This is a genomic window from Paenibacillus vietnamensis (assembly GCF_020169515.1).
In the GTDB taxonomy this organism is placed as follows: Bacteria; Bacillota; Bacilli; order Paenibacillales; family Paenibacillaceae; genus Pristimantibacillus; species Pristimantibacillus vietnamensis.
The window spans coordinates 265,591-290,068 of sequence record NZ_JAHMHW010000006.1 but is presented as its reverse complement, the minus strand read 5'-3'; the positions used below and the strand labels follow the sequence as shown (position 1 = coordinate 290,068).

Annotated in this window: 23 protein-coding genes; 14 read left to right on the top strand and 9 right to left on the bottom strand. The window is 49.0% G+C overall.

Annotated features, from left to right (window positions below; genetic code table 11):
* Positions 1–273 precede the first annotated feature (273 nt).
* Entirely contained in the window at positions 274–1,347 is a 1,074-nt protein-coding gene (locus KP806_RS15265) for an HD-GYP domain-containing protein (RefSeq protein ID WP_224724558.1), read from the bottom strand.
* Between the two features lie 42 nt (positions 1,348–1,389).
* Positions 1,390–3,873 carry a DNA gyrase subunit A gene (gyrA, locus tag KP806_RS15260; protein WP_224724557.1) on the bottom strand — a complete coding sequence of 828 codons (2,484 nt, stop codon included), beginning with the start codon at positions 3,871–3,873 and terminating at the stop codon, positions 1,390–1,392.
* Positions 3,874–4,159: 286 nt separating this feature from the next.
* Between gyrA and KP806_RS15255 the strand changes: the two genes are divergently transcribed.
* Positions 4,160–4,942, top strand: coding sequence for a YheC/YheD family protein (locus KP806_RS15255; protein ID WP_224724556.1), 783 nt, complete (start codon positions 4,160–4,162; stop codon positions 4,940–4,942).
* 33 nt (positions 4,943–4,975) lie between these two features.
* Here the strand turns inward: KP806_RS15255 and gyrB are convergent, their stop codons facing one another.
* The 6 genes from gyrB to dnaA all read right to left on the bottom strand — a co-directional run bounded on the left by gyrB (position 4,976) and on the right by dnaA (position 11,271).
* Complete coding sequence (gene gyrB / locus KP806_RS15250; RefSeq protein WP_224724555.1) at positions 4,976–6,886, bottom strand: DNA topoisomerase (ATP-hydrolyzing) subunit B; 1,911 nt, start codon at positions 6,884–6,886, stop codon at positions 4,976–4,978.
* Between the two features lie 47 nt (positions 6,887–6,933).
* The gene (gene remB / locus KP806_RS15245) at positions 6,934–7,185 is read right to left on the bottom strand and encodes an extracellular matrix regulator RemB (RefSeq protein WP_012772007.1); all 252 of its coding nucleotides are present in this window, start codon (positions 7,183–7,185) and stop codon (positions 6,934–6,936) included.
* Positions 7,186–7,211: 26 nt separating this feature from the next.
* On the bottom strand, positions 7,212–8,321 hold the full coding sequence (recF, locus tag KP806_RS15240; RefSeq protein WP_224724554.1) for a DNA replication/repair protein RecF: 1,110 nt from the start codon (positions 8,319–8,321) through the stop codon (positions 7,212–7,214).
* Positions 8,322–8,348: 27 nt separating this feature from the next.
* Positions 8,349–8,564: a S4 domain-containing protein YaaA gene (gene yaaA, locus KP806_RS15235; protein ID WP_224724553.1), complete on the bottom strand. Its 216-nt coding sequence runs from the start codon at positions 8,562–8,564 to the stop codon at positions 8,349–8,351.
* A 39-nt stretch (positions 8,565–8,603) separates the two neighbouring features.
* A complete protein-coding gene (gene dnaN / locus KP806_RS15230) occupies positions 8,604–9,746 on the bottom strand; it encodes a DNA polymerase III subunit beta (protein ID WP_224724552.1) in 1,143 nt (380 codons plus the stop codon).
* 172 nt (positions 9,747–9,918) lie between these two features.
* Positions 9,919–11,271 (bottom strand): chromosomal replication initiator protein DnaA, encoded by a 1,353-nt coding sequence (gene dnaA, locus KP806_RS15225; RefSeq protein WP_224724551.1) that lies wholly within the window; start codon positions 11,269–11,271, stop codon positions 9,919–9,921.
* Positions 11,272–11,822: 551 nt separating this feature from the next.
* Here dnaA and rpmH point away from each other — a divergent pair.
* The 12 genes from rpmH to KP806_RS15165 all read left to right on the top strand — a co-directional run bounded on the left by rpmH (position 11,823) and on the right by KP806_RS15165 (position 23,459).
* Entirely contained in the window at positions 11,823–11,957 is a 135-nt protein-coding gene (gene rpmH / locus KP806_RS15220; protein WP_087572533.1) for a 50S ribosomal protein L34, read from the top strand.
* Between the two features lie 101 nt (positions 11,958–12,058).
* On the top strand, positions 12,059–12,457 hold the full coding sequence (gene rnpA, locus KP806_RS15215) for a ribonuclease P protein component (RefSeq protein ID WP_224724550.1): 399 nt from the start codon (positions 12,059–12,061) through the stop codon (positions 12,455–12,457).
* Positions 12,458–12,704: 247 nt separating this feature from the next.
* Entirely contained in the window at positions 12,705–13,484 is a 780-nt protein-coding gene (locus tag KP806_RS15210; RefSeq protein WP_224724549.1) for a YidC/Oxa1 family membrane protein insertase, read from the top strand.
* Complete coding sequence (gene jag, locus KP806_RS15205; RefSeq protein WP_224724548.1) at positions 13,481–14,119, top strand: RNA-binding cell elongation regulator Jag/EloR; 639 nt, start codon at positions 13,481–13,483, stop codon at positions 14,117–14,119. The genes KP806_RS15210 and jag overlap by 4 nt, the downstream gene beginning before the upstream one ends.
* 83 nt (positions 14,120–14,202) lie before the next feature.
* Positions 14,203–15,582 (top strand): tRNA uridine-5-carboxymethylaminomethyl(34) synthesis GTPase MnmE, encoded by a 1,380-nt coding sequence (gene mnmE / locus KP806_RS15200; RefSeq protein ID WP_224724547.1) that lies wholly within the window; start codon positions 14,203–14,205, stop codon positions 15,580–15,582.
* A gap of 21 nt (positions 15,583–15,603) precedes the next feature.
* On the top strand, positions 15,604–17,493 hold the full coding sequence (gene mnmG / locus KP806_RS15195) for a tRNA uridine-5-carboxymethylaminomethyl(34) synthesis enzyme MnmG (protein ID WP_224724546.1): 1,890 nt from the start codon (positions 15,604–15,606) through the stop codon (positions 17,491–17,493).
* 1 nt (position 17,494) lies between these two features.
* Positions 17,495–18,217 carry a 16S rRNA (guanine(527)-N(7))-methyltransferase RsmG gene (gene rsmG, locus KP806_RS15190; RefSeq protein ID WP_224724545.1) on the top strand — a complete coding sequence of 241 codons (723 nt, stop codon included), beginning with the start codon at positions 17,495–17,497 and terminating at the stop codon, positions 18,215–18,217.
* 622 nt (positions 18,218–18,839) lie between these two features.
* A complete protein-coding gene (noc, locus tag KP806_RS15185) occupies positions 18,840–19,658 on the top strand; it encodes a nucleoid occlusion protein (protein ID WP_224724544.1) in 819 nt (272 codons plus the stop codon).
* Positions 19,659–20,048: 390 nt separating this feature from the next.
* On the top strand, positions 20,049–20,822 hold the full coding sequence (locus KP806_RS15180; protein WP_224724543.1) for a ParA family protein: 774 nt from the start codon (positions 20,049–20,051) through the stop codon (positions 20,820–20,822).
* Complete coding sequence (locus KP806_RS15175; RefSeq protein ID WP_224724542.1) at positions 20,803–21,657, top strand: ParB/RepB/Spo0J family partition protein; 855 nt, start codon at positions 20,803–20,805, stop codon at positions 21,655–21,657. Before KP806_RS15180 ends, KP806_RS15175 begins: the two co-directional genes overlap by 20 nt.
* Before the next feature lie 117 nt (positions 21,658–21,774).
* Positions 21,775–22,944, top strand: coding sequence for an aminotransferase class V-fold PLP-dependent enzyme (locus KP806_RS15170; protein ID WP_224724571.1), 1,170 nt, complete (start codon positions 21,775–21,777; stop codon positions 22,942–22,944).
* Positions 22,945–22,976: 32 nt separating this feature from the next.
* Positions 22,977–23,459, top strand: a complete 483-nt coding sequence (locus KP806_RS15165) for a DUF4446 family protein (protein ID WP_224724541.1) — start codon at positions 22,977–22,979, stop codon at positions 23,457–23,459.
* Positions 23,460–23,485: 26 nt separating this feature from the next.
* Here KP806_RS15165 and yyaC read toward each other — a convergent pair whose 3' ends face one another.
* A complete protein-coding gene (gene yyaC, locus KP806_RS15160) occupies positions 23,486–24,091 on the bottom strand; it encodes a spore protease YyaC (RefSeq protein WP_224724540.1) in 606 nt (201 codons plus the stop codon).
* 132 nt (positions 24,092–24,223) lie between these two features.
* Here yyaC and KP806_RS15155 point away from each other — a divergent pair, with 132 nt between their 5' ends.
* Positions 24,224–24,463, top strand: a complete 240-nt coding sequence (locus tag KP806_RS15155; protein ID WP_224724539.1) for a DUF3343 domain-containing protein — start codon at positions 24,224–24,226, stop codon at positions 24,461–24,463.
* Positions 24,464–24,478 lie beyond the last annotated feature (15 nt).

Genomic DNA, 24,478 nt, shown 5'->3' with positions numbered 1-24,478 from the left:
ATTAACGGGGCAGTTTCACTCGTTGTTCAGTTTTCAAAGAACAAGCTTTTCTTTCGTGTCAGCCGTATGTCTCAGCGGCGACTTAGATAATATATCACGTATGCCTATTCGATTGCAAGTCCTTTTTTTATTTTTTTATAGAATCTATCATTCGCCAAGTTTCACGCTAATTTTTCAATATTGAGACATAAAAAAAACAGCGAGCGCAGAGCGGGAACGGAACATTACGAACATCCCGATCCTATCGTGCACTCACTGTCTTATATTGTCGTATTACTTAATCACTTCGTTAATATGAAACTGCCTTTCGATAGACAGATTAACGATTTTCCCTTCGACCGATACCCATGGTCTCGTAGGATGCGTGCGATCCGTAAATACAATTTCCCCGATTCGTCCGTCGCTAAGCTTAACAACGGTGCCATGGTGGAATTGCGTCGCTTTCTCCACAAAGGCACTCACGTATACCGGATCCAGCTTTCCGAACGCATCGCTTTGAATCTGCTCCAGTACGAGATATGGTGAAACAGCCTTCCGGTATAACTTGTTTAAGGTCATTGCATGGAATATATCCGCTATTGCTACGATTTTGGCGTACGGATGGATTCTAGTGGCGTCAATGCCAAGCGGATAACCCGATCCGTCCACTTTCTCGTGATGCTGCAGCGCGGCTAGTTTAACCCCTTCGTTTATGGCCGGCACGTTCTTCAGCATCTGATAGCCTAGCACCGTATGCTTTTTCATTTCTTCCGTTTCTTCGGCCGTCAGGGCGTTTGGCTTCGTTAAAATCGACTTGTCGATTCTTACGTTGCCGATATCATGCAGCAATCCGGCAAAAGCGATTTGCATCCAATCCTTTTGCGGAAAACCGGTCCATTGCGCGATCTGGTAGCATGTCAGAGCCGAAGTAATGGCGTTATGGAACAGATAATCCTTCTCCGCGAAATGACGCGGCAAAAAAGTAAGCAGGTTGTAGCTCTTCACATTATCGAGCGTTTTCTCCAGCTGCGTTCTCAGATCCATAACCGGCAAGCTAGATCCGGCTGTAAAGGAATTGAATACGTTCCGTACGATATGAACCATTTTGTCGTATTCTTCATGGAGAGGAGAGGCCGCAAACGTCACGCTTGGAGCCTGCGGTACTTCTGCTTCCTCTTCCTCGCGCGTTTTTTTCAAGGCAGTGCTGCTCTCAACATCGACACTGTTCACTAAAAATGCCTGCAAAATGTCTATTTCCTTGGGAGTGATAATCCGTCCCTTTTGAAACAGGACATTACCTGACGGAGTGAGGACATCTTCACCTATTTTGTCGCCTGGATTTAGTTGTGATAACGTCACCGTTGCCACGTATGTCCTCTCCCCTTGTATCCGATGTATGACAATCGGAGCCTATTCGAGCGGAGCTTCGCCGCTGTTCGGCTCCTCGTTCTCTTCTAGAACTTCATTGTCTTCACTGCGCGCGACGCGTGTTACCGTAGCTACGGTATCATCCTCGCGCGTATTGATAAGCTTAACGCCTTGCGTATTGCGTCCCATCGTAGATATGCCTTCCATGCTCGTCCGGATCATCGTGCCGGAAGCCGTCATGATCATGAGATCCTCGTCGTTCTCGACGACCTTGAGCGATACGATCGGGCCGTTCTTGTCCGTTACGTTAAGTGTCTTAATCCCTTTACCGCCGCGATTCTGGATACGGTAATCGGCAACCGGAGTACGCTTCCCGTAGCCTTTGGAGGTCACGATCAGAATATCCTTGTCCTGAACGATAACGTCCATATCGATGACCGTATCGTTATCGTCGAGCTGGATACCTTTTACGCCGGTGGCCGACCGTCCCATCGAACGGACGTCCTGCTCCGAATAACGGATCGACATGCCTTGCGCAGTGCCCATAATAATTTCCTGATTGCCGTCCGTCAGCTTGACGCCGATCAAATCGTCATCCTCGCGCAGCGAAATGGCAATCAAACCGACTTTGCGGATATTAACGTAATCGTCAAGCGGAGTTTTCTTCACCACGCCTTGGCGGGTAGCAAAGAACAAGAACTGCTCGGCATTGAACTCCTGGACCGGAATTACCGCATTGATCGTCTCACCCTGTTCGATCTGGATGAGGTTGATAATCGGCGTTCCGCGGGCGGTGCGGCTCAGATCCGGAATTTCATAGGCTTTGAGCTTGTACACCTTGCCTTTGTTCGTGAAGAACAGCAGGTAATGGTGCGTATTCGACACGAATAGATGCTCGACAAAATCATCATCTTTCGTATCCATGCCTACTACCCCTTTGCCGCCGCGCTTTTGGCTCCGGTAGGTCGTAACAGGCAAACGCTTGATGTAGCCCGAGTGCGTAATGGAAATAATGACGTCTTCACGCGGAATCAGGTCTTCATCCAAAATTTCCTCGTCGCTAGCCATAATTTCCGTGCGCCGTTCATCTCCAAAACGCTCTCTAATTTCGGCCAGCTCCGTGCTGATAATTTCCAATACCAGCTTCTCGTCGGCGAGAATAGCTTTATATTCAGCGATTTTGCGCATCAGCTCCGCATATTCCGCTTCGATTTTGTCGCGTTCCAGTCCTGTCAGGCGCTGCAAACGCATATCCAAGATTGCCTGCGCTTGCTCATGGGACAAGGCGAAGCGGTTAATTAATCCCTCGCGTGCTTCGTCCGCCGTCTGCGACGCACGAATAAGTGCGATGACTTCGTCCAGATGGTCGAGAGCGATCCGCAAGCCTTCCAAAATGTGAGCGCGCGCTTCGGCCTTCTTCAGGTCGTATTCCGTACGTCTGCGAATAACCTCGATTTGATGCTGCAAATAATGATACAGCATATCCCGAATGTTCAGCGTCTTCGGCTCGCCGTTTACAAGCGCCAGCATATTGATGCCGAAGTTGGACTGCAGCTGCGTATGCTTGTAAAGGTTATTGAGAACTACGCTTGGATTGACATCGCGGCGAAGCTCAATAACGACCCTCATGCCGTTACGGTCCGACTCGTCCCGCAAATCGGTAATGCCTTCGATTTTTTTCTCGCGCACCAGCTCGGCAATTTTCTCGACAAGACGAGCCTTAATGACTTGGTACGGCAGCTCGTGCACAATAATGCGCGCTTTGCCCGCGTTCTCCTCAATCGTTGCGCGGGCGCGCATCGTGACGGAGCCGCGGCCGGTCAAATAAGCCTGACGAATGCCCGAACGGCCCATAACGAAAGCAGCTGTCGGGAAATCGGGCCCTTGTATATAATCCATCAGCTCAACTGGCGTGATATCCGGATTTTCAATTAAAGCCTGAACGCCGTCGATTACTTCGTTCAGATTATGCGGCGGAATATTCGTGGCCATGCCGACCGCGATGCCGGTAACGCCGTTCACCAGAAGATTCGGGTATCGCGCAGGAAGCACGACCGGCTCCGATTCTTCTCCGTCGTAGTTCGGCACAAAATCGATCGTTTCCTTGTTGATGTCCCGCAGGAGCTCCATCGCGATTTTGGAAAGACGCGCTTCCGTGTACCGCATAGCTGCCGCAAAATCGCCGTCGTTCGAACCGAAGTTGCCGTGACCGTCTACGAGCATATACCGCATGGAAAAATCCTGAGCCATCCGGACCATCGATTCATAAACGGCCGAATCGCCGTGCGGATGGTACTTGCCGATGACTTCCCCTACGATTCTCGCCGATTTCTTGTACGGCTTGTCCGGAGACATGCCAAGCTCCGACATCGCGTACAAAATACGGCGATGCACCGGCTTCAGCCCGTCCCGAACATCGGGAAGAGCACGGCTCACGATGATACTCATTGCGTAATCCATAAAGGAATCGCGCATCTCCGTACCAATATCCCGGTCTCTTATTGACATTCGTTGTTCTTCCGCCATGTTTTACCTCCCTGACGCCAACTATCTCTGCTGTTTCATGAACCCTAATCTTATATTTCTTTCTCAAAAAGAGGGCATATAAACATGCTTAGCCGTAGCTTTTGGAATTCATCCGAATTCGTGGAAAAAAAACGATGAAAAATAGGTGAATCACCGCTCTCCACTCGCGAAATAGTGCCATAAAATAAACAGACCCAACTTTCATTATACCACTCAATCCAAAGTCTGTCTCTGTTCATTTGAGTTCCAAACCGAAGCAAGCACGCATACGAGAGGAGATAAATCGTTGAGCATTCAACGCGTCAAGAGCAAGTGGGCAAAAACGAATATTATGCTCAAATCCGATTATTTGCGACAGCATATGCCGTCCACCAAGCTGTTTAACCCGGCCAATCTTAAAGCTATGCTGGAGGAGCACGGAATGGTATACGTTAAACCGGTCAACGGGACGTTCGGGAGGGGCGTAATCCGCGTCGAAAAAACGACTTCCCCCGATCCGGGCTACCGTTATCAGATCGAAACCACGGTCCGTACCTATCCGACATTCGAGCAGCTCTATAGACAGCTCTCCAGGTTAAAAAGAAAACGGCCGTATATCGTTCAGAAAGGAATCCACCTGCTTCGACATAGAAACAGACGTTTTGACATCCGCGTCATGATTCAAAAAAATCCGAGCAAGGTATGGGAAGCTACGGGCATCATCGGCAGGCTGGCCCATCCGGCCAAAATCGTAACGAACTACCACAGCGGCGGTACACCGATGGCGCTTGACCGGCTGATGACGGACCATGCCACCCCTTCCGAATTGGCAGTTTTCGAAAACAAACTGAAAAAGCTTGGCATATCGATCGCGCAGGTGCTGCAGGCCAAATACCCGAACATCAAAGAGATCGGCGTCGACATCGCGATCGACGGCAAGCATCACCCTTGGATCCTAGAGGTGAATACGAATCCCGATCCGTTTATTTTCCGCAAGCTGCCTGACAAATCGGTGTTTCGTAAGGTTTACCGCTATGCCGTCGCTTACGGTAAATACAGAAGAAGAAGAAAAAGCAGCCGTCGCAAATAGCGTCGGCTGCTTCTTCTTTCATCCTATTTCATCCTAAAAATCAAGATTCGTTACATATTTCGCGTACTTTTGAATAAAATCGCGGCGCGGTTCGACATTATCGCCCATCAGCGTATCGAATACGACATCGGCTTCGATCGCATCCTCGATCGTAACCTGGAGCATGGTCCGGCTTTCCGGATCCATCGTCGTTTCCCACAGCTGGGAAGCGTTCATCTCGCCTAGTCCTTTGTATCGCTGCACGTTAACTTTTGCGCCTTCGCCGAATTCTGCGATAATTCTGTCGCGCTCCTTCTCCGTTTGCGCGTAGCGGATCACCTTGTTGCGTTCGATCTTGAAGAGCGGCGGCTGGGCAATATAAATATAGCCCGCTTCAATGATTTGTCGCATATAGCGATAGAAGAACGTCAGCATCAGCGTCCGAATATGCGCACCGTCGACGTCAGCATCCGTCATGATGATGATTTTGTGATAACGGGCTTTAGACAAATCGAAATCGTCGCTGATGCCCGTGCCTAAAGCCGTAATGATCGCCCGGATCTCCGCATTACCAAGAATGCGGTCCAGACGAGCTTTCTCGACATTCAAAATTTTGCCGCGCAGCGGCAGAATCGCCTGGAAGTGGCGGTCCCGTCCCTGCTTGGCAGATCCGCCGGCGGAGTCGCCTTCGACGATATAGAGCTCGCTGATCGACGCGTCCTTCGAGGAGCAATCGGCAAGCTTGCCAGGCAGCGATCCGACCTCCAGAGCGCTCTTTCTGCGCGTCAGCTCCCGCGCTTTGCGGGCCGCTTCACGGGCGCGCGCAGCCTGAAGGCCTTTCTCGACGATTTTGCGCGATACGGCCGGATTTTCCTCCAAAAACTCCTGAAGCTTCTCCGCGAAAAACGATTCGACGATGCCGCGCACTTCGCTGTTGCCGAGCTTCGTCTTCGTCTGGCCCTCGAATTGAGGCTCGGGAATTTTGACGGAAATAATCGCCGTCAGTCCTTCGCGCACGTCGTCGCCCGAGAAGTTCGAATCGTTATCCTTGATCAAGTTTGTTTTCCGGGCATAATCGTTAATAATACGGGTCAGGGCGCTCTTGAAGCCGGACTCGTGCGTGCCGCCCTCATGAGTATTGATGTTATTGGCAAACGAGTAAATGTTCTCGCTGTAGCTGTCGTTGTATTGCAGAGAAACCTCGACGTGTATATGATCCTTCGAGCCTTCCACGAAAATCGGCGTTTCATGGAGAACTTCGCGGTTGCGGTTCAAATACCGGACAAACTCGATAATACCGCCATCGTACTTGAACGAATTTGATTCTCCCGAACGTTCGTCGGTAAGGATAATTTCGATCCCTTTATTCAAAAACGCCAGCTCGCGGATCCGCGATTGCAGCGTGTCATAATCGTACACGGTCGTTTCGGTAAAAATTTCCGGGTCCGGAAGGAAAGTAACCTGCGTTCCGGTTTCTTCGGAATCCCCGATAATCTTGATATCGTATTGAGGAACCCCTTTGCGGTATTCCTGCTGGAAAATATGACCTTCCCGCTTGACCTGAACAATGACCTGCTCTGACAGCGCGTTTACGACGGATACGCCTACACCGTGCAGGCCGCCCGACACTTTATAACCTTCGCCGCCAAATTTACCGCCTGCGTGCAGTACCGTCATAACGACTTCCAGCGTCGATTTCTTCAGCTTCGCGTTCTCGCCGACCGGGATGCCCCGTCCGTTATCGATAACGGTGATGCTGTTATTCTCATGGACGATAACCTCAATCTTGTTGCAGTATCCGGCCAGAGCCTCGTCAATACTGTTATCGACAACCTCCCATACGAGATGGTGAAGACCTTTGCCACTAGTGGAGCCAATATACATCCCCGGACGTTTGCGTACCGCCTCTAATCCTTCCAGAACCTGTATCTGACTCTCGTCATACGTATGCTGCTCCAAAGACATGCAAGCTCACTGCTCCTCTCAAACTGCTCTTCCTGATCGCCTTCGCTCTACCCGTTCGCTGCGAAATGATGGGCCCTTTTCTTAAGCGTAGAGGATGATATCGGCGAATAATATATTTTCTGCTTCGTCACCACGATGGATTTGGGTTCTTCTTCACCGATCGTTTCGACGTCCTTGCGTTTACGTGCACCCGCAACAAATTGCTTGGATAGTTTAGAGGATTGCTCGATAGAAATATCAAAAATGGCCACCAGCTCCGCAGCCCGAATAATTTTCTCGCCGCCTAAATGGATGTACATGCTAGCTCACCTCTCCTATTTGCACTCTAACGCGTCACTCGGCCGCCCTGCACATGATAGATACCGGCATCCTGAAGCTTGCTGACATTCACGCTTTCAAGGCCGGTTGTCGTTATAAAGGTTTGGACTTTGCTCTGGAACGTCTCTATGAGCTGGGTCTGGCGATTTTGGTCCAGCTCCGATAATACGTCATCCAGCAGCAATAGCGGATACTCTCCGATTTCCTCGTTAATGAGCTCGATTTCCGCCAATTTTAAAGATAGGGCCGTCGTTCGCTGCTGCCCCTGGGAACCGAATATTTGCGCTTCCTTGCCGTTAATAAAAAACGCCAAATCGTCGCGGTGCGGGCCCACGAGCGTAACGCCTCTGCGAATCTCCTGATCTTTCACATGTGTTAACTTTATCATAAATCGGTCAAATAAAACAGATTCATCTTCCTGAGCGCCGGCGTCAAAGGAAGGGCGGTAATCAATTGTCAGCTGCTCCGAGCCGTTTGTGATGCCGGAATGGATTTGTTCGGCATACATTTGTAATTTATGTATAAAGTGTTGCCTTTTTTTCATGATTTTAACACCGTGCTCCGCCAGCTGCATATTCCACACCTCAAGCATCGTGGAGTTAGGTCCCCCAGGAAAGGATGCCTTCAAAAAGTTATTGCGCTGCTGAAGCACTTTGCCGTATTGCTGCAGGGTATGCAAATAGCCGGGCTGTACCTGGGCGATTTCCATATCGAGAAACCGCCTGCGCACACCCGGCGTGCCTTTCACAATTTCGAGATCCTCCGGTGCGAACATCACGACATTCACCGATCCGATGAAATCGCTGAGCTTACGCTGCTCCAGCCCGTTGATCTTCGCTTTCTTCCCTTGCGACGAAAACAATAAATCCAGTTTAAGCGAACCGTACCGCTTCTCCACTTCGCCGCCGATCCGGGCGGAGTCGCCCTGCCACCCGATCAGCTCCTTATCCTTCGAGGTACGGTGCGACTTGGTTAGCGCGAGTACGAATATAGCCTCCAGCAAATTGGTTTTTCCTTGCGCATTCGGGCCGAGAAACACATTCACTTTATTCGGAGTCGTCAGGTCCAGTTCGTTGTAATTCCGATAATTTTGAAGCTGTATGCTGGTTAAAAACACGTTTTGACCTCCCGGTCCGTTTGGGCGCTAAGCTCTGGCGACCGTAAAGCTGCCGCAGCCCTCAACCTCTACTTTGTCCCCGCCATACAATTTTCTGCCGCGGCGGTTGTCAGGCTCTCCGTTAATCAGCACTTCGTTCTCCTGCAGGAAAAACTTGGCGTGCCCGCCTGTCGCGATGCAATCGGCCAGCTTCAAAAACTGGCCCAGCGTTATATATTCCGTTTGAATGAAGATTTCTTTCATCCTGCGTCACTTTCCTTTCTGTGTGGATGGATGATTCCGTTAGCCCGTTGTACGGTACGGCAAAATGACGTACATACTGTACGCGTGATCGACCGGCCGGATGATGATCGGGCTCATAGCGCCCGTAAAACCGATAAACAGCTGCTCGCTGTCGATAACCTTCAATACGTCGAGCATATATTTGGAGTTGAAGGCGATCCGGAGCGGATCTCCTTTGAATTCCTGCGCTTCAAGCTGCTCGGTTACCCGGCCTAGCTCCGTCGAGCTGGACGAAATTTCGATCGATCCGTCCTCCAGCGTTACCAGGCGGACGATATTGGTTTTCTCCTCGCGGGACATCAAATAAGCGCGGTCGATCGCGTCCATTACATTTTTTGTATCGAGAACGAGTTCTGTTTTGAAGGTTTGCGGAATAATCTTGGAAGTATCGGGATAAACCCCGTCCAAAATCCGGGTATAAAACAATACATTGCCGAGCTTGAACAATACTTGGTTATCCGCAACGACAATATCGACTAGGGCATTATGCTCAGGAACAAGCTTCGACAGCTCGTTTAGCGTTTTTGCAGAAATAACGACATTGTGGAATTTTAAGTCGGAAGCTGTATCCACTTGTGCAGAACGGCTCGCGAGCCTGTGGCGGTCCGTTGCGACGAATTTTAATTCGCCTTCGGCCAAATTCCAAAGTACACCGGTCAAAATAGGCGTTTGCTCGCTGGTCGAAGCGGCCAGCACCGTTTGGCGGATCATCGCCTTCAGCAAATCTCCCGGCATTTGAAGCAGCTCGTCCTGCTCGATGGATGGAAGGACAGGGAATTCCTCAGGGTCGAGCCCAACCATCTGAATTTCGGTGGAGCCGGAACGGATGACGGTCTGATAATTGCTGCTCACATCGATGACGACCTGGTCCGACGGCAGCTTTTTTACGATTTCGACAAAAAATTTCGCGGGCAAAACGACGCTTCCGGGCTTATCCACATGTGCAATAACGTATTGATCCTTTTCCACAGGGATAAAGCTTTGAATGGATATATCTGTATCGCTGGCGGTTAACGTAACGCCAAGATGGGTGACTTCGATTTTGATACCGCCGAGAATAGGAATCGCAGGCCGGGATGAGGCGGCTTTCGATACTTGTTGAATGGCGTCGTTTAGTTCGTTTTTTGAGATCGATAATTTCATCGTTTCACTCCTAGCGTCCGTATAGGTTCAGACTGTTTTATGATGATGTTTTTTAAAAGATTTTTAATAGCAGTAGCAGTAGGGGCCCTGAATATGTGGATAACCCTGTAGAATATCGATAAAGCAAGCCTATCCACATGTGCATAGCGTGTGTATAGGCTTGCTTGGTTGTTCACATATGATTTTTAATTTTCTCGGTCAGATTCTGGATGATTTTGAACAGGTCTTGATCGATCTTCAGCTGCTGCGATATTTTCTCATGGGCATGGATGACGGTCGTATGGTCGCGTCCGCCGAATGCCTCTCCGATCTTAGGCAAGGAGAAATCGGTCAGCTCCCGCGATAAATACATGGCGATCTGGCGCGGGTAAGCGACAGCTTTCGTCCGTTTTCTCGCTTTAAACTCCTCGAGCCTTAAGCCGTAAAATTCGCCGACCTTCATCTGGATATCCTGGATCGTGATCATGCGCGGCCGGCTTGACGGAATGATATCCTTTAACGCTTCGGCTGCCAGATGGGACGTAATATCGGCGTTGATCAGCGACGAATAGGCGACGACCCGAATCAGCGCACCTTCAAGCTCGCGGATATTCGTGTCGATCTGGTTGGCAATATAGATCATAGCTTCGTTAGGAATATCGAGGTTCTCCGCTCTTGCTTTCTTGCGCAAAATGGCGATCCTTGTTTCCAGATCCGGCGGCTGTATATCCGTAATGAGTCCCCATTCGAACCTGGAACGCAAACGGTCCTCCAGCGTCGGAATTTCCTTCGGCGGCCTGTCGGATGAGATCACAATTTGCTTCCGCTCTTCATGCAAGGCGTTGAAGGTATGGAAAAATTCCTCCTGAGTCTGTTCTTTCCCCGCCAAAAACTGAATATCGTCTATAAGAAGAACGTCGATATTCCGGTATTTGGTCCTGAAGCTCTCCCCGCGGTTGTCGCGGATCGCATTAATGAATTCGTTCGTAAATTTCTCCGATGAAATATATAGAACCTTCGTGTTGGGGTTATGGTCCATGATGTAATGGCCGATGGCATGCATCAAGTGAGTTTTGCCGAGCCCGACGCCCCCGTACAGGAACAAGGGGTTGTAGGCTTTCGCAGGCGCTTCCGCCACAGCCAGCGACGCAGCGTGCGCGAAGCGGTTGTTGGCCCCGATGACGAATGTATCAAATGTATATTTCGGGTTAAGCATATGGGTATGGGTTTCTTCGTTCGCAACGGGAGCCGGTGCCGCCTTCGGCGGAAACGGCATTGCCGGTTCCGAGCTTTTTGGTTCTTCAATTGAGAAGCGAACGTCGACCTGTCTGCCTAAAAACTCATACAGCGTCGTTCTGATCAGCTTCGTATAACGGCCTTCCAGCCATTCGGCCGCAAATGTTGTCGGCGCTGTCACTTCTATAACGGATTCATCGACAAAAGAAGCTTTCGTCGCTTTGAACCAGGTGTCAAAGCTCGGTTTGCTTAATTTAGTCTGGATGATCGACAACACTTGCTGCCATAAATCGTAAGTATGGCTGTCCACAGACTGTCACTCCTTATCCAAATCGCCGCAGCCGGCGCAGTTACACAAAAAAATGTCGAAAACGTGGGTATTATAACGAATGCATCCACATTATGAAGAGATATAAGCGAATGAGTTATAAATAGGGGATGAGTTTGTTCACAATGTTATCCACAGGTTGTTGATAAAATTGAGGCGATATGGCTCTAATCCACAACGAAAACATAACTATCATAGCAAAAGATGCCTTATATTTCAACGGATTGGCGCATTTTATCCACACTCTCAACCACTTGTGCATAAAAGTTATCTACACCACTACATATTGTTTATATCTTGTTAAGAATTCGACAAAGTTCGTTTTGCCCTCTTGTGGATTATTCACATGTTATTAGTTTTTGATTCCGTACCTCGTTTCATGCATTTATCCACAAGGGTGTAACGAAAATTTTTGGAGACAGATTTGGAATGGAGATGACGGAGGGACGGTCATTGACTTTTGACGGCTGTCGTGGTTTAATAGTAAAAGCGTTTTTTGAATGGAAACACGCAGTATAGGAGGTGCAGTACGAATGAGACCTACATTTAAACCGAATGTAAGCAAACGCGCGAAAGTGCATGGATTCCGCAAACGGATGAGCACAAAGAACGGACGTAAAGTTTTGGCAGCGCGTCGTCAAAAAGGAAGAAAAGTACTGAGCGCATAAGCAGAAGACCACGTCCGGTGGTCTTTTTTTTTTGCTTCGTGTTAATACTGATAATGTTCCGTGCCGATAAAAGCTCTAAGAGGGAATGGTGGCCTGCAGTCGTGCAAAGAAAATTGCGTCTTCGCAACCGGGAAGAGTTCAGCCGTATTTATAGGGGCGGCAAATCGTTTGCCAACGGTCAGTTTGTCGTATATTGGTCGAAGCAGCCTGCTGCGGATCCGTTCCGGCTTGGGGTGTCGGCGAGCAAAAAAATCGGGAACGCCGTCGTCCGCAACCGGATGCGGCGGATGCTTAAGGAAATCGTCAGGCATCACGCGCATCGCATCGTTCCGAAAACCGACCTGATCCTGATCGTCAGAAAGCCGGCGACGCTTATGAAGATGAAAGAGATGGAGAAGAGCGTCCTTCATGTGTTAAAGAGAGCCGGTTTGTTGAAAACGGGGTCTTCGTCCAGCGGTAAGCAGGCCGAACAAGAAGCTGAAGCTCGCTTCCGCCGGTAGCCGCATACGCAATTAAGGCGCGTTTTGACAGGGGCCGCGGGCAAGGCTTGACCGGATTCGCGTAAGCGGATGCACGGACAGGCAAATTGTTTCTTTGTCCCATAAATTATGGTATAGTCTAGATTGACAAGCGTGAACGGCTGCTGCTGTGCACGAACCGTTAGCTGCATCTTTGCGCAGCCCGGTTCTGATCCGTCCTTGGAAGGCACAGCATACGTTTCGCGATGGCTCTCAGAGAGGAGTTTTAATGTTGTTTCGGATCACGAAGAAAAAATGGCTGTTAGTGGCTGGTCTGGTTATGGTGATGGCCCTGCTGGCAGGCTGCGGCGCGCCGGTCAACCAAACGACGGAAACCGCCGACTTGCTCAAGGGTAACTTCTGGGAGAAAAATGTCGTCTATTACTTCGCAATGACGCTCGACAAGTTTGCCTCATGGTTCGGCGACTCGTACGGGCTTGCCATATTGCTGCTGACGATTATTGTAAGAACGCTCATTTTGCCGCTCACTCTCAAACAGTACCGCAGCTCGAAGGCGATGCAGGCTTTGCAGCCGGAAATGGCCGAGATCAAGAAGAAGTACAAGGATAATCCGCAAAAGCAGCAAGAGGAAACGATGAAGCTGTTCCAGAAGCATCAGGTGAATCCGATGGCGGGCTGTTTGCCGCTAATCGTGCAGATGCCGATTTTTATCGCGTTGTACAATGCGATTTATAAAAATCCGGATATTCGTGAGCATACGTTCCTGTGGCTGCAGCTCGGCGAGAAGGATCCGTATTACATTTTGCCGATTCTTGCAGCAGCGACTACCTTTATTCAATCGAAGATGATGCAGAAGCAGCAGACGCAGACAATGCCCGGCATGGGAATGATGCTGGCTATTTTTCCGGTGTTAATCTTTGTCATGGCGATCTCCTTCCCGGCAGCACTGCCTTTGTACTGGGTATACAGCAACGTTTACACAATCGTTCAAAACTACTTCCTATACGTTCGTTCCTCTGAAAAGGGCAAGGAGGTTGCCGTGAAATGAAGAAAATCGTTGCATCGGGCAAGACGATAGACGATGCTGTGCGTAACGGGTTGGTACAATTGCAAGTTACTGAAGACCGCGTCAAAACAAATGTGATCGAGCAGCCGGCGAAAGGTTTTTTCGGTTTGTTCGGCGCTAAGGAAGCGAAAGTCGAGCTTGAGCTTATCCCTGATCCGATGCTGGAAGCGGAGCAATTTCTGCTAGAAGTGTCCGGCACGATGGGGCTGCAAGTGAACATCGACCGTAAGCAGACAAGGGAAGGCACCTTGCTGTCCGTATCGGGCAGCGGCGACCTTGGCATGCTGATCGGCCGCCGCGGACAAACGTTGGATGCTTTACAGTACTTGGTTAATATTGTGGCTAATCGCTATTCGGACAGTCATTTGCGAATCGTGCTTGATGCAGAGGATTTTCGCGAGCGCCGGCGCAAGACGTTGGAGGATTTATCCGACCGATTGGCAGGGCGGGTCATCCGGACCAGGAAGGAAGTCGTCCTGGAGCCGATGGCGCCGCATGAGCGCAAGGTTATTCATTCACAGCTTCAAAATCACCCTAAAGTCAAGACGTTCAGTAAGGGCGACGAGCCTAACCGGCGAGTCGTTATTGCGCTCAGGCAGGAGCCTGCGCAGCGGTAATTCTATAGTTTACGGTACGTTATTCGCAGCAATGGCTCTTTACGGTCATTGCTGTTTTTCCATTTGAGAGGTGCTGACAGCCGATGATATACGATACGATTGCAGCTATTTCGACAGCAGTCGGGGAAGGCGGCATAGCCATAATCCGCGTGAGCGGGCCGGATGCTGTCGAAGGGATTTCCCGGGTGTTCCGTTCGAAAATAAGTCTGAAGGACGCAGAAACGCATACGGTGCATTATGGCCATATTATAGATCCGACTACTAAGGAGCCCGTTGAAGAGGTTCTCATTACTTTGATGCGCGGTCCCCGCTCGTTCACGGCGGAGGATGTCGTTGAGATCAACGCGCATGGCGGCGTTATTGCCGTCAAAAAAGTGCTTGATATTGTTCTGCAGTTAGACGGCATCCGGACAGCGGAGCCGGGTGAGTTTACGAAGAGGGCGTTTCTGAACGGGCGCATCGATTTGATGCAGGCCGAAGCGGTAATCGACTTGATCCGCTCTAAATCGGACCGTGCGTTTTCCGTGGCGCGAAAGCAAGCGGAGGGAATTTTGTCGAAACGGATCAAAGCGCTCAGACAGACCGTTATCGAGCTGCTTGCCCATATCGAAGTGAATATTGACTATCCGGAGCATGACGTAGAGGAAATGACGAGTGCCTATATTCGCGACCAATGCGCCATTGCTATTGATGAAATAGATCGTCTGTTAAAAACGGCGAACGAAGGCAAAATATTACGTGAAGGCATTATGACGGCAATTGTCGGGCGGCCGAACGTCGGAAAGTCTTCGCTGATGAATATGCTGACGCAGGAGAACAAAGCGATTGTGACGGATATTCCGGGTACGACGCGGGATGTCATCGAGCAGTACGTATCTTTGAACGGAATTCCGCTAAGGCTGCTTGATACGGCCGGAATCCGGGAAACGAACGACGTCGTTGAACGTATAGGGGTAGAGCGTTCCAGAAATGCTCTTGAAGATGCGGACCTGATCTTGTTCGTATTGAATTACAATGAGAAGCTCCAGGACGAGGACTATGCGCTTTTAGAGCTATTAAAGGACCGTCCGGTAATAATTGTCATAAATAAGACTGACTTGCCGCATCAATTAGAATTTGAGGTGGTGGAGAAGTCGTTTCCTAGCGAATCGATCGTGAAATTATCGGTTCTGAAGGAAGAGGGTCTGGAGAGGCTCGAACGGGCGATCACCGACATGTTTTTTGAGGGACAGCTGGAATCGGGAGATTTGACATATGTCAGCAACGTTAGGCATATTTCTTTGTTGAAACGTGCGAAGCAGTCGTTAGCGGATGCTGTCGAAGCTTCCCATATGGGGATTCCGATTGATGTGATACAGATCGATGCGCGATCCGCATGGGAATCGCTTGGTGAAATACTTGGCGACGAAGCGGGAGATTCGCTGATCGATCAGATTTTTTCGCAATTTTGCTTAGGTAAATAGAGGAAGAGAAGGTGAAACGAAATGCGTTATATAGCTGGTGAATATGATGTGATTGTCATCGGAGCGGGGCACGCGGGCTGCGAAGCCGCACTTGCCGCGGCGCGTATGGGCTGCGAGACGCTGCTGCTGACGATCAATTTGGATATGGTCGCATTCATGCCGTGCAACCCGTCGATCGGAGGTCCGGCCAAAGGCCACGTGGTGCGGGAAATTGATGCGCTTGGCGGCGAAATGGGACGGAACATCGATAAGACGTTTATTCAGATGAGAATGCTCAACACGGGCAAAGGTCCGGCGGTGCATGCGCTTCGGGCGCAAGCCGATAAATTCGATTATCAGCATATGATGAAGAAGACGATTGAGGAAACGCCGAATTTGACGCTTCGTCAAGGAATGGCGGAGGAATTGATCGTGGAGGACGGCAAATGTCTCGGTATCGTAACCAAGACAGGAGCGGAATATCGTTCGCGCGTGACGGTCGTCACGACGGGAACCTATTTACGCGGCAAAATCATTATGGGCGAGCTGATGTACGAGAGCGGGCCGAACAATCAGCAGCCGTCGCTTAAATTGTCGGCCAGCCTGAAGGAGCACGGTCTCCAGCTCGTGCGCTTCAAGACCGGCACGCCTCCGCGCGTGCACAAGGATACGATCGATTTTTCGAAGACGGAAATCCAGCCGGGTGACGACAATCCGAAATTTTTTTCCTATGAGACGAAGTCCTCGGATAATGAGCAGCTTCCGTGCTGGTTAACGTATACCTCGGAAACGACGCACAAAATTATTAACGACAATTTGCATCGGGCGCCGATGTTCTCGGGAGCGATCGAAGGAACGGGTCCGCGGTATTGCCCTTCTATAGAAGATAAAATCGTACGGTTCGCCGATAAACCGAAGCATCAAATTTTTCTCGAGCCGGAAGGCAAGAACACTTCGGAGTATTATGTGCAAGGTCTTTCGACCAGCATGCCGGAGGATGTGCAGCTGGGCATTTTGCGTTCGATTCCCGGCTTGGAAAAAGTCGAAATGATGCGCAACGGCTATGCCATCGAGTACGATGCCGTCGTTCCGACGCAGCTTTGGCCTTCCCTGGAGACGAAGGTTGTAGAAGGTTTGTTCACAGCCGGCCAAATTAACGGCACATCCGGTTATGAGGAAGCGGCGGGTCAAGGCATTATGGCAGGCATTAACGCTGCTCGCAAGGTGCAGGGGAAAGAGCCGGTCATTATTGGACGCTCCGAAGGTTATATCGGCGTCATGATCGATGATCTGGTGACGAAGGGGACAAACGATCCTTATCGCCTGCTTACTTCCCGTGCGGAATACCGGCTGCTGCTCCGCCATGATAATGCGGATTTGCGGCTCACGCCGATCGGCCATGAAATCGGACTTATTACCGAAGAGAGATACCAGGCTTTTTTACGCAAAAAAGAGCTGGTTGAGCAGGATATCGAACGGCTTCGCGGCATCAAGGTAAAGCCGGATCAAGTGAACGGAATGCTGGAGGCAGCCGGTACGGCTCCGATGGTGAACGGAACCGACGCCTTGTCCTTGCTGCGCCGTCCTGAAGTCACTTACGCGATGCTGGAAACCGTTGTTCCTTCTACGCCGGAAATGACGGAAGAGATGAAGGAGCAGGTCGAAATCCAGATCAAGTATGCTGGTTATATTGAGAAGCAGCTGATTCAGGTGGAGCGTTTGAACAAAATGGAGAAAAAGCTTATCCCTGACGACATTGACTACAACGACGTAAACAGCCTGGCATCCGAGGCGAAGCAAAAGCTTGCTGCGATCAGGCCGCTCTCCATCGGGCAAGCTTCCCGCATCGCGGGAGTTACGCCGGCGGACATTTCGATCCTACTCGTTTATTTGGAACATTACAATCGAGTGACTGCGGCAAGGAGCTCATAAGATGGATACGACACTTCAATGGTTTACAAAACGGATGGAGGAGGGCGGCATTACGCTCTCCGCCGTTCAGCTTGGACAGTTTGAAACCTATTACCGCCTGCTGGTTGAGTGGAATGAGAAGATGAATTTAACCGGAATTACGGAGAGAGATGCGGTTTATGAAAAGCATTTTTACGATTCGGCTTCTCTCTCTTTCTATACGGATTTGAATGAGGTGAAGAAGCTTGCCGACATCGGTTCGGGGGCAGGCTTTCCAAGTATCCCGCTGAAAATATGTTTTCCTCACCTGCAGGTTATGATCGTAGATTCCTTGAACAAGAGAATTCAATTTTTAACCCATTTAGCCGAGGAGCTTCGATTGCAAAACGTCATCTGCCTGCATGGACGAGCTGAGGATCTCGCCCAGCAGCCCGAGCATCGCGACGGTTATGATCTGGTAACGGCGAGAGCTGTCGCCCGCCTTAATGTCTTAAATGAGTTTTGCTTGCCTTTCGTTAAGAAAGGCGGAATGTTTGTCGCCATGAAAGGCGCACAGTCGGAGGAAGAAATCCGGGAAGCTGCAGTTAGCTTACGAGAGCTGAAAGGAAGATTGAAGGCTCAGCATGAGCTCAAGCTGCCGAATGAACAATCGGAGCGTCATATTGTAATGATAGAGAAGACAGATGTGACTCCACGCAAATACCCTAGAAAAGCAGGAACACCGCTTAAGCAGCCTTTGATGTAACACATATGACACATGATAATGTTCCACGTGAAACAATTAGGGGTGTCAAGCAGGAGATCGATTTGTAGAAGTCGAAATCTATTAGAGAAATCTAATGTTGCTATTGATATGTCTGTACATGCTCTGTTTTCTGTGAACGGATGTGAAATGATTATATTTCACCGCGAAACGAGCTTATTTCCATATATAGACGGTACAGAACCGAGCTGCGTCAGCCGTTTACGCTTGACAGTCCGTTTCTCCAGCCGGTACAAGCTATGTTGCGGATGAGCTGCACAGCATGTCATTTACGATGATTGAACTTCTAGCGTAAACGGTAATAGATGTCTTCCGGCGGCAAATGCTAAAGCTTTGCGACGAACCTCATGTACCCGGATTGGTCACAAAAATGACGAAACGAAACGGAAACTGGGCCCTCCAAGGGAAGGCCTCAGCCGTTTGCGCTTGTATTTTCAAAAACCTTGCAGCTACTACTAACTGAATGAATCGGCACTATTATCTTCTAATAGGAAATAGAGTTGATTTTGCAGCATAATCGAATGAATATTCGATATAATCTGTTCGATTATCAGTTGAGGTACGTATTCAAGGTTTATCTCATGATCGGGTGGTAATGATCGATATGAAAGAACAAATTTCTCGTTTATTCGGATTGTCCGACCAGCGTACTCCACAAGATGAAGTTAAACAAATTCCGATACATGAAATCGATGCTAGCCCTTTTCAGCCGCGCACCATTTTCGATGATGAACGGATCGATGAGCTTTGTCAAACCATTAAAACCCACGGTGTGATACAACCTATAGTCGTTCGGATGCGTAACGGAAGATATGAAATCATCGCAGGCGAGCGACGTTGGCGTGCCGTCACGAAGCTCGGTTACGATACGATTCCGGGTATTGTTCGTGAATTCAACGATTCCCAGACCGCGTCCATCGCTTTAATAGAAAACCTTCAGAGAGAAAATCTGTCCGCTATAGAAGAAGCGTTGGCCTATCAGAAATTAATAGAGCTGCATCAGCTGACGCAGGAAAGCCTGGCTCAACGACTGGGTAAAAGCCAGTCTACCATTGCTAATAAATTGCGATTATTAATGTTAAATGATACTATTAAGTTGGCGCTTGCGGACCGGAAAATTACCGAACGTCATGCCAGAGCGCTGCTTTCTTTAGATAATGAGGAGCTTCAGCTCAAGGTGCTTGATGAGATTGTGACCAAGGATTTGAACGTGAAGCAGACGGAAGCAAGAATCGCTTTTTTGAAGGAATCGAACAAAATTAAAAAAGCGAAGCGTGTATCCTTCACGAAGGATGTGCGTCTAGCGCTGAATACGATCAGGCAATCCATTGATATGGTTAGCGGATCCGGACTTCCTATTAAAACGAATGAAAAGGATTATGATGATCATTATGAGATCGTCATTCAAATTCCGAAACGATAGAATAGCCATTACATAGATTGCAAGTGAATGCAAACGGAATGGCTTGAATAATGGTTTTGAATAAGAAATTAGTGCCGTCCTCAACTGAGGACGGCGATGCCGTTTATAGCTTTGTTTATGCGATAACTATTATGGCGGGACGCATGCTGATCCTCAAGAAGGCGGCACAGAACCGAGCTGCGCAAAGATGCGGCTGACGGTTTGTGCGCAGCATCTGTCGTTTGCGAATAGATCGTATCGATTGATCCTCTACTCGAGCTTGGCTTTTTATTTTGCCTGGAATCGAGCTGTTTGTTGCCAGAAGGATAGCATCAGCCACGAAGCTGCCCGCTATCCGATTCATCATGTTATGCTTTCAATTAATGTTGCACACATAGAGGTGAGCCGGTTTTGTCGAAGATTATTGCAATCGCAAATCAGAAGGGCGGTGTCGGAAAGACGACAACGTCTGTCAATTTAGCAGCATGCCTAGCTTCGTTAGGCAAAAGAGTATTGCTTGTCGATATAGATCCGCAAGGCAATTCCACTAGCGGACTAGGTATTAATAAGGGCGATGTAACAAATTGCATCTACGATGTTCTTATTAATGATGTCCATCCGAAGGATGCCATGTTTGAGACAAGCGTTCAAGGTTTGAAAATTGTACCGGCCACTATTCAATTGGCAGGAGCGGAAATCGAGTTAGTTCCTACGATTTCGCGGGAGCTGCGGTTGAAGAAATCGCTGCAATTAGTAAAAGGCGATTTTGATTATATCTTAATCGACTGTCCTCCGTCGCTAGGCATTTTGACGATTAACTCCCTCACGGCCGCTGATTCGGTTTTAATCCCAATTCAATGCGAATATTATGCTCTTGAAGGGTTGAGCCAATTGTTGAATACGGTTCGGCTTGTTCAGAAGCATTTAAATACATCTCTGCAAATCGAAGGCGTCCTGTTAACGATGCTGGACGCAAGAACAAACCTCGGGATCCAGGTCATCGAAGAGGTCAAAAAATATTTCCAACAAAAGGTGTACCAGACGATTATTCCGCGCAACGTACGTTTGAGCGAAGCGCCTTCACATGGACAAGCTATCATCACATACGACCCAAGATCTAAAGGTGCAGAAGTTTATACTGAACTCGCGAAGGAAGTGATCATGTATGAGCAAGCGGCTAGGTAGAGGGCTGGATGCGCTTATTCCATCGCTTTCGGTAAACGATGATGATAAGGTGATTGAAATTACATTGTCGCAGCTAAGACCGAATCCGTATCAGCCTCGCAAGACGTTTGATGAGGAGTCGATCAAGGAATTAGCTGAGTCTATAAAGCAGCATGGAGTTATTCAACCGATCATCGTTCGTACTGTTCTTAAAGGCTATGAAATCATTGCCGGCGAAAGACGCTTCCGTGCTTCTCAATATTGCGGGAATAAAACAATTCCTGCAGTCGTTCGGACATTTACCGATCAGCAGGTAATGGAAATTGCACTGATTGAAAATCTTCAACGCGAGGATTTAAATGCAATTGAGGTTGCGGTTGCCTATCAGGCTTTGATCGATAAGTTCAAGCTTACCCAAGAAGAACTATCGATGAAGGTTGGGAAATCACGTTCTCATATTGCGAATTTTGTGAGACTGCTTAGTTTGCCCTCCGATATTAAGGACAATGTTTCACGTGGAACAATATCGATGGGACATGCCCGGGCACTTGTCGGAATTAAAGATGAAAAGGTTCAAAAGGAATTAGCGGAGCAGACTGTAGCGCAGGAATGGAGCGTTCGGGATCTGGAAGAGGCGATTCAGAAACTGGATACCAAAAAACAGCCGGAACAAAAGACTGCCGTTAAACAGAAAAAAAGGGATCCTTACATTGATCACCTGGAAGAGTCGCTTCGGGAACGTTTTAAAACGACCGTAAAAATTAAGCAGCAAAAGGATAAAGGAAAAATCGAGCTTCAATACTACAGCAAGCAAGATTTAGAGAGGCTGCTGGAGCTGCTTCAACAGATGGCATAATCCCATAATCGATTCATATACAATGGCATACCTTGGTTGTAATCTTGCTTTTGAAAGATTAAACTAAGGTATGCCATTGTTGCGAAACCCGAGCTGCGGAAGGTGTGAATAACATTGATAAACAATGAACAATCGATTATTTATTTGGATCATGCAGCAACATCTTGGCCTAAGCCTCCGGCCGTAACCGATGCTGTCGTACAAGCCATGCTTCATGATGCGGCAAATCCTGGCAGGGGAAGCCATGCCATGGCGGTGCGGGCAAGCCGGGTTCTATTTGATACTAGAAAACAACTGAGCAAGCTGTTCAATATAAAAAATCCGAATGACATCGCTTTTGCTTCCAATACAACGATGGCATTGAATATGGCGATAAAAGGCTGGCTGAAGCCGGGGGATCATGTCATTGCAACAACCGTCGAACATAATTCGGTTAGGCGGCCTCTGTTTTATTTGGAGCAAAAGATTGGTATTCAGGTCACTTATATAGAAGGCGATGAGAGTGGAAACATTAACTTAGATGATGTCGCGAAAGCGATACAGCCGAATACGACATTGGCCGTCGTCAACCACAGCTCGAACTTGTTAGGAACGATCATGCCGGTTGCGGAAATCGCGGAAATAACAAGAAAGCATGGAATTAAGCTGCTCGTTGACGCGGCGCAAAGTGCGGGCATCATACCGGTTGACGTACGGGCAATGGGTATTCATATGTTGGCTTTTCCGGGACATAAAGGGCTGCTTGGCCCTCAAGGGACGGGCGGACTGTACATAGATCCCGAGCTTGATCTCGAACCGCTGCTGCATGGCGGCACCGGAAGCCAGTCCGAGGCGAAAGAACAGCCTAAGGTGAGGCCCGACCGGTACGAAGCAGGAACCCAAAATACCCCGGGGCTTGCCGGTCTTAAAATAGGTGTTCAGCATGTGTTGAATGAGACCGTGCAGCACATCCATCAGAAAGAATGGTCACTGGCGCAGCGCCTGATAGAAGGCCTTCAGCCGATCGAGGGCGTCAAGCTGCTGGGACCGAAAGCCGAACAACCGCGGACAGGAATTGTCGCCTTTAACGTGGAAGGAATCGATCCGTCGGAGCTGTCTTTTATATTGGATCAGCATTATCATATTGCGGTAAGGGCAGGCTTTCATTGTTCGCCGCTCGCTCATGCCTGTGCAGGGACTACGGATACAGGTGCCGTACGCGCAAGCGTAGGCATCTATTCGACGGAGTCGGATATAGATGCCTTGACTTTAGCGGTTAAGGAAATTGTTGAGCAGTACAGGGGTTAGGTTTAGCAATTAAATGGGGGCGGAAGAATAGCATGGAAGACTGGACAACAAATCCGATGAATGCAGTAACCGTTGGATTAGCGGTAGTCGTTGTGATCATGTTTATCTGGATAGCCGTAATCGGCAGGCGGTTGAAAAAGCTAAGGAAACAGTATACGGCTGTAATGGGGAATACAGGCGTAACGAATTTGGAGGATGTTATTATCCGATTGAAGGAAGATATCGCCGTCCATCAACAGGATGTCAAGCAGTTCCAGCAGCAATTGTCAGCAATGCAAAGCATTTTGCCTCAGCAAAAAGGGAAAGTAGGCATCGTTCGCTACAATGCCTTCGCCGAGCAGGGCAGTGATCTAAGCTTTTCCATTGCGATCGTAAATGAGGATAAGGATGGAGCGGTTTTCTCCGCTATTCATAACCGGGATAATTCGTATGTTTATGCGAAGCCGCTCTCAAAGGGCGAGTCGGCATATCCGCTTACTCCGGAGGAATTGAAGGCTGTTGCAAACGCTAAATAATTCATACATTCGAAGGAATATAAAAGTTAGCTGTTATCGCCGGCAGCCGTTTGTTCGATGGCGCTGATTGAGGATGCATGGTTTGCAATAGCAGTGAAAAGACTAAGTGAAATGATGTCGGCCATCTTCATAACGAGATGCAGACGAGTGTTCTGCAAAACAAAGTATTCCATGAAGCCTCCGACGTTGACGATGCCCGTAACATGAATATCGCCGACAGGAGGGAGCTCTTTGTTCACGCCTGCTCCGGGGCGGACGGGACCCATGCCTACCTGGATGCTTCCGACGCTCGAAACCTGACCGAGGCATGCATCGATACCGATAACAAAGGGCTTGTGAAAGCGGCGGTTAATTTCCATAAGAGTATCATCGAGATTCATGGCATGAACGGGTTCTTCCAGGGTTCCGTATAAATTGAAATGAGAGCTCCGGTATTTGGATAAGCTCGTTCCGATCAGGGGACCTAGAGCATCTCCGGTGGAACGGTCGGTACCGACGCAAACGACGACAATAGGGCGGTGAGCCGCCAACTCTTCGAGCATGTTAGTCATTCGATTGACGAGCATTCCAATCACATTAGCCGTCGTGTAAGGCACTTTAAGAGGCGTCTCTTTCATAAATGGAAGCTTCATAGGATCCCTCCGATAGAACAAATATGTTACTAGTATATGGTTGGGACAACCATTTTATACGTGCGATAGTTATAGGATGAGCATTATTGTTGTGAAGAAATGTGAAAAGCATTTTTGAGTGGAGGGCGCCTTATGTTAATTGCATTCGATTCCACGCAGCAGGCACTTAGAGCGGAGATGCTGCTGGAGTATGCGGAAATTGAAATCGATATATGTCCGACCCCAAAGGAAATTACGGCTGGCTGTGCGTTGTCGATCCATTTTCCGGAAGAGGATGTCAAGATGGTAAAGGAAGTCATCGTTCAGGAAAACGTTGAAATCAGAGGGATTTTTAAGCAGGTGGCTTCAGGGTATGAACCAATAGAGATGTAAATGGAGGGCGGAAGG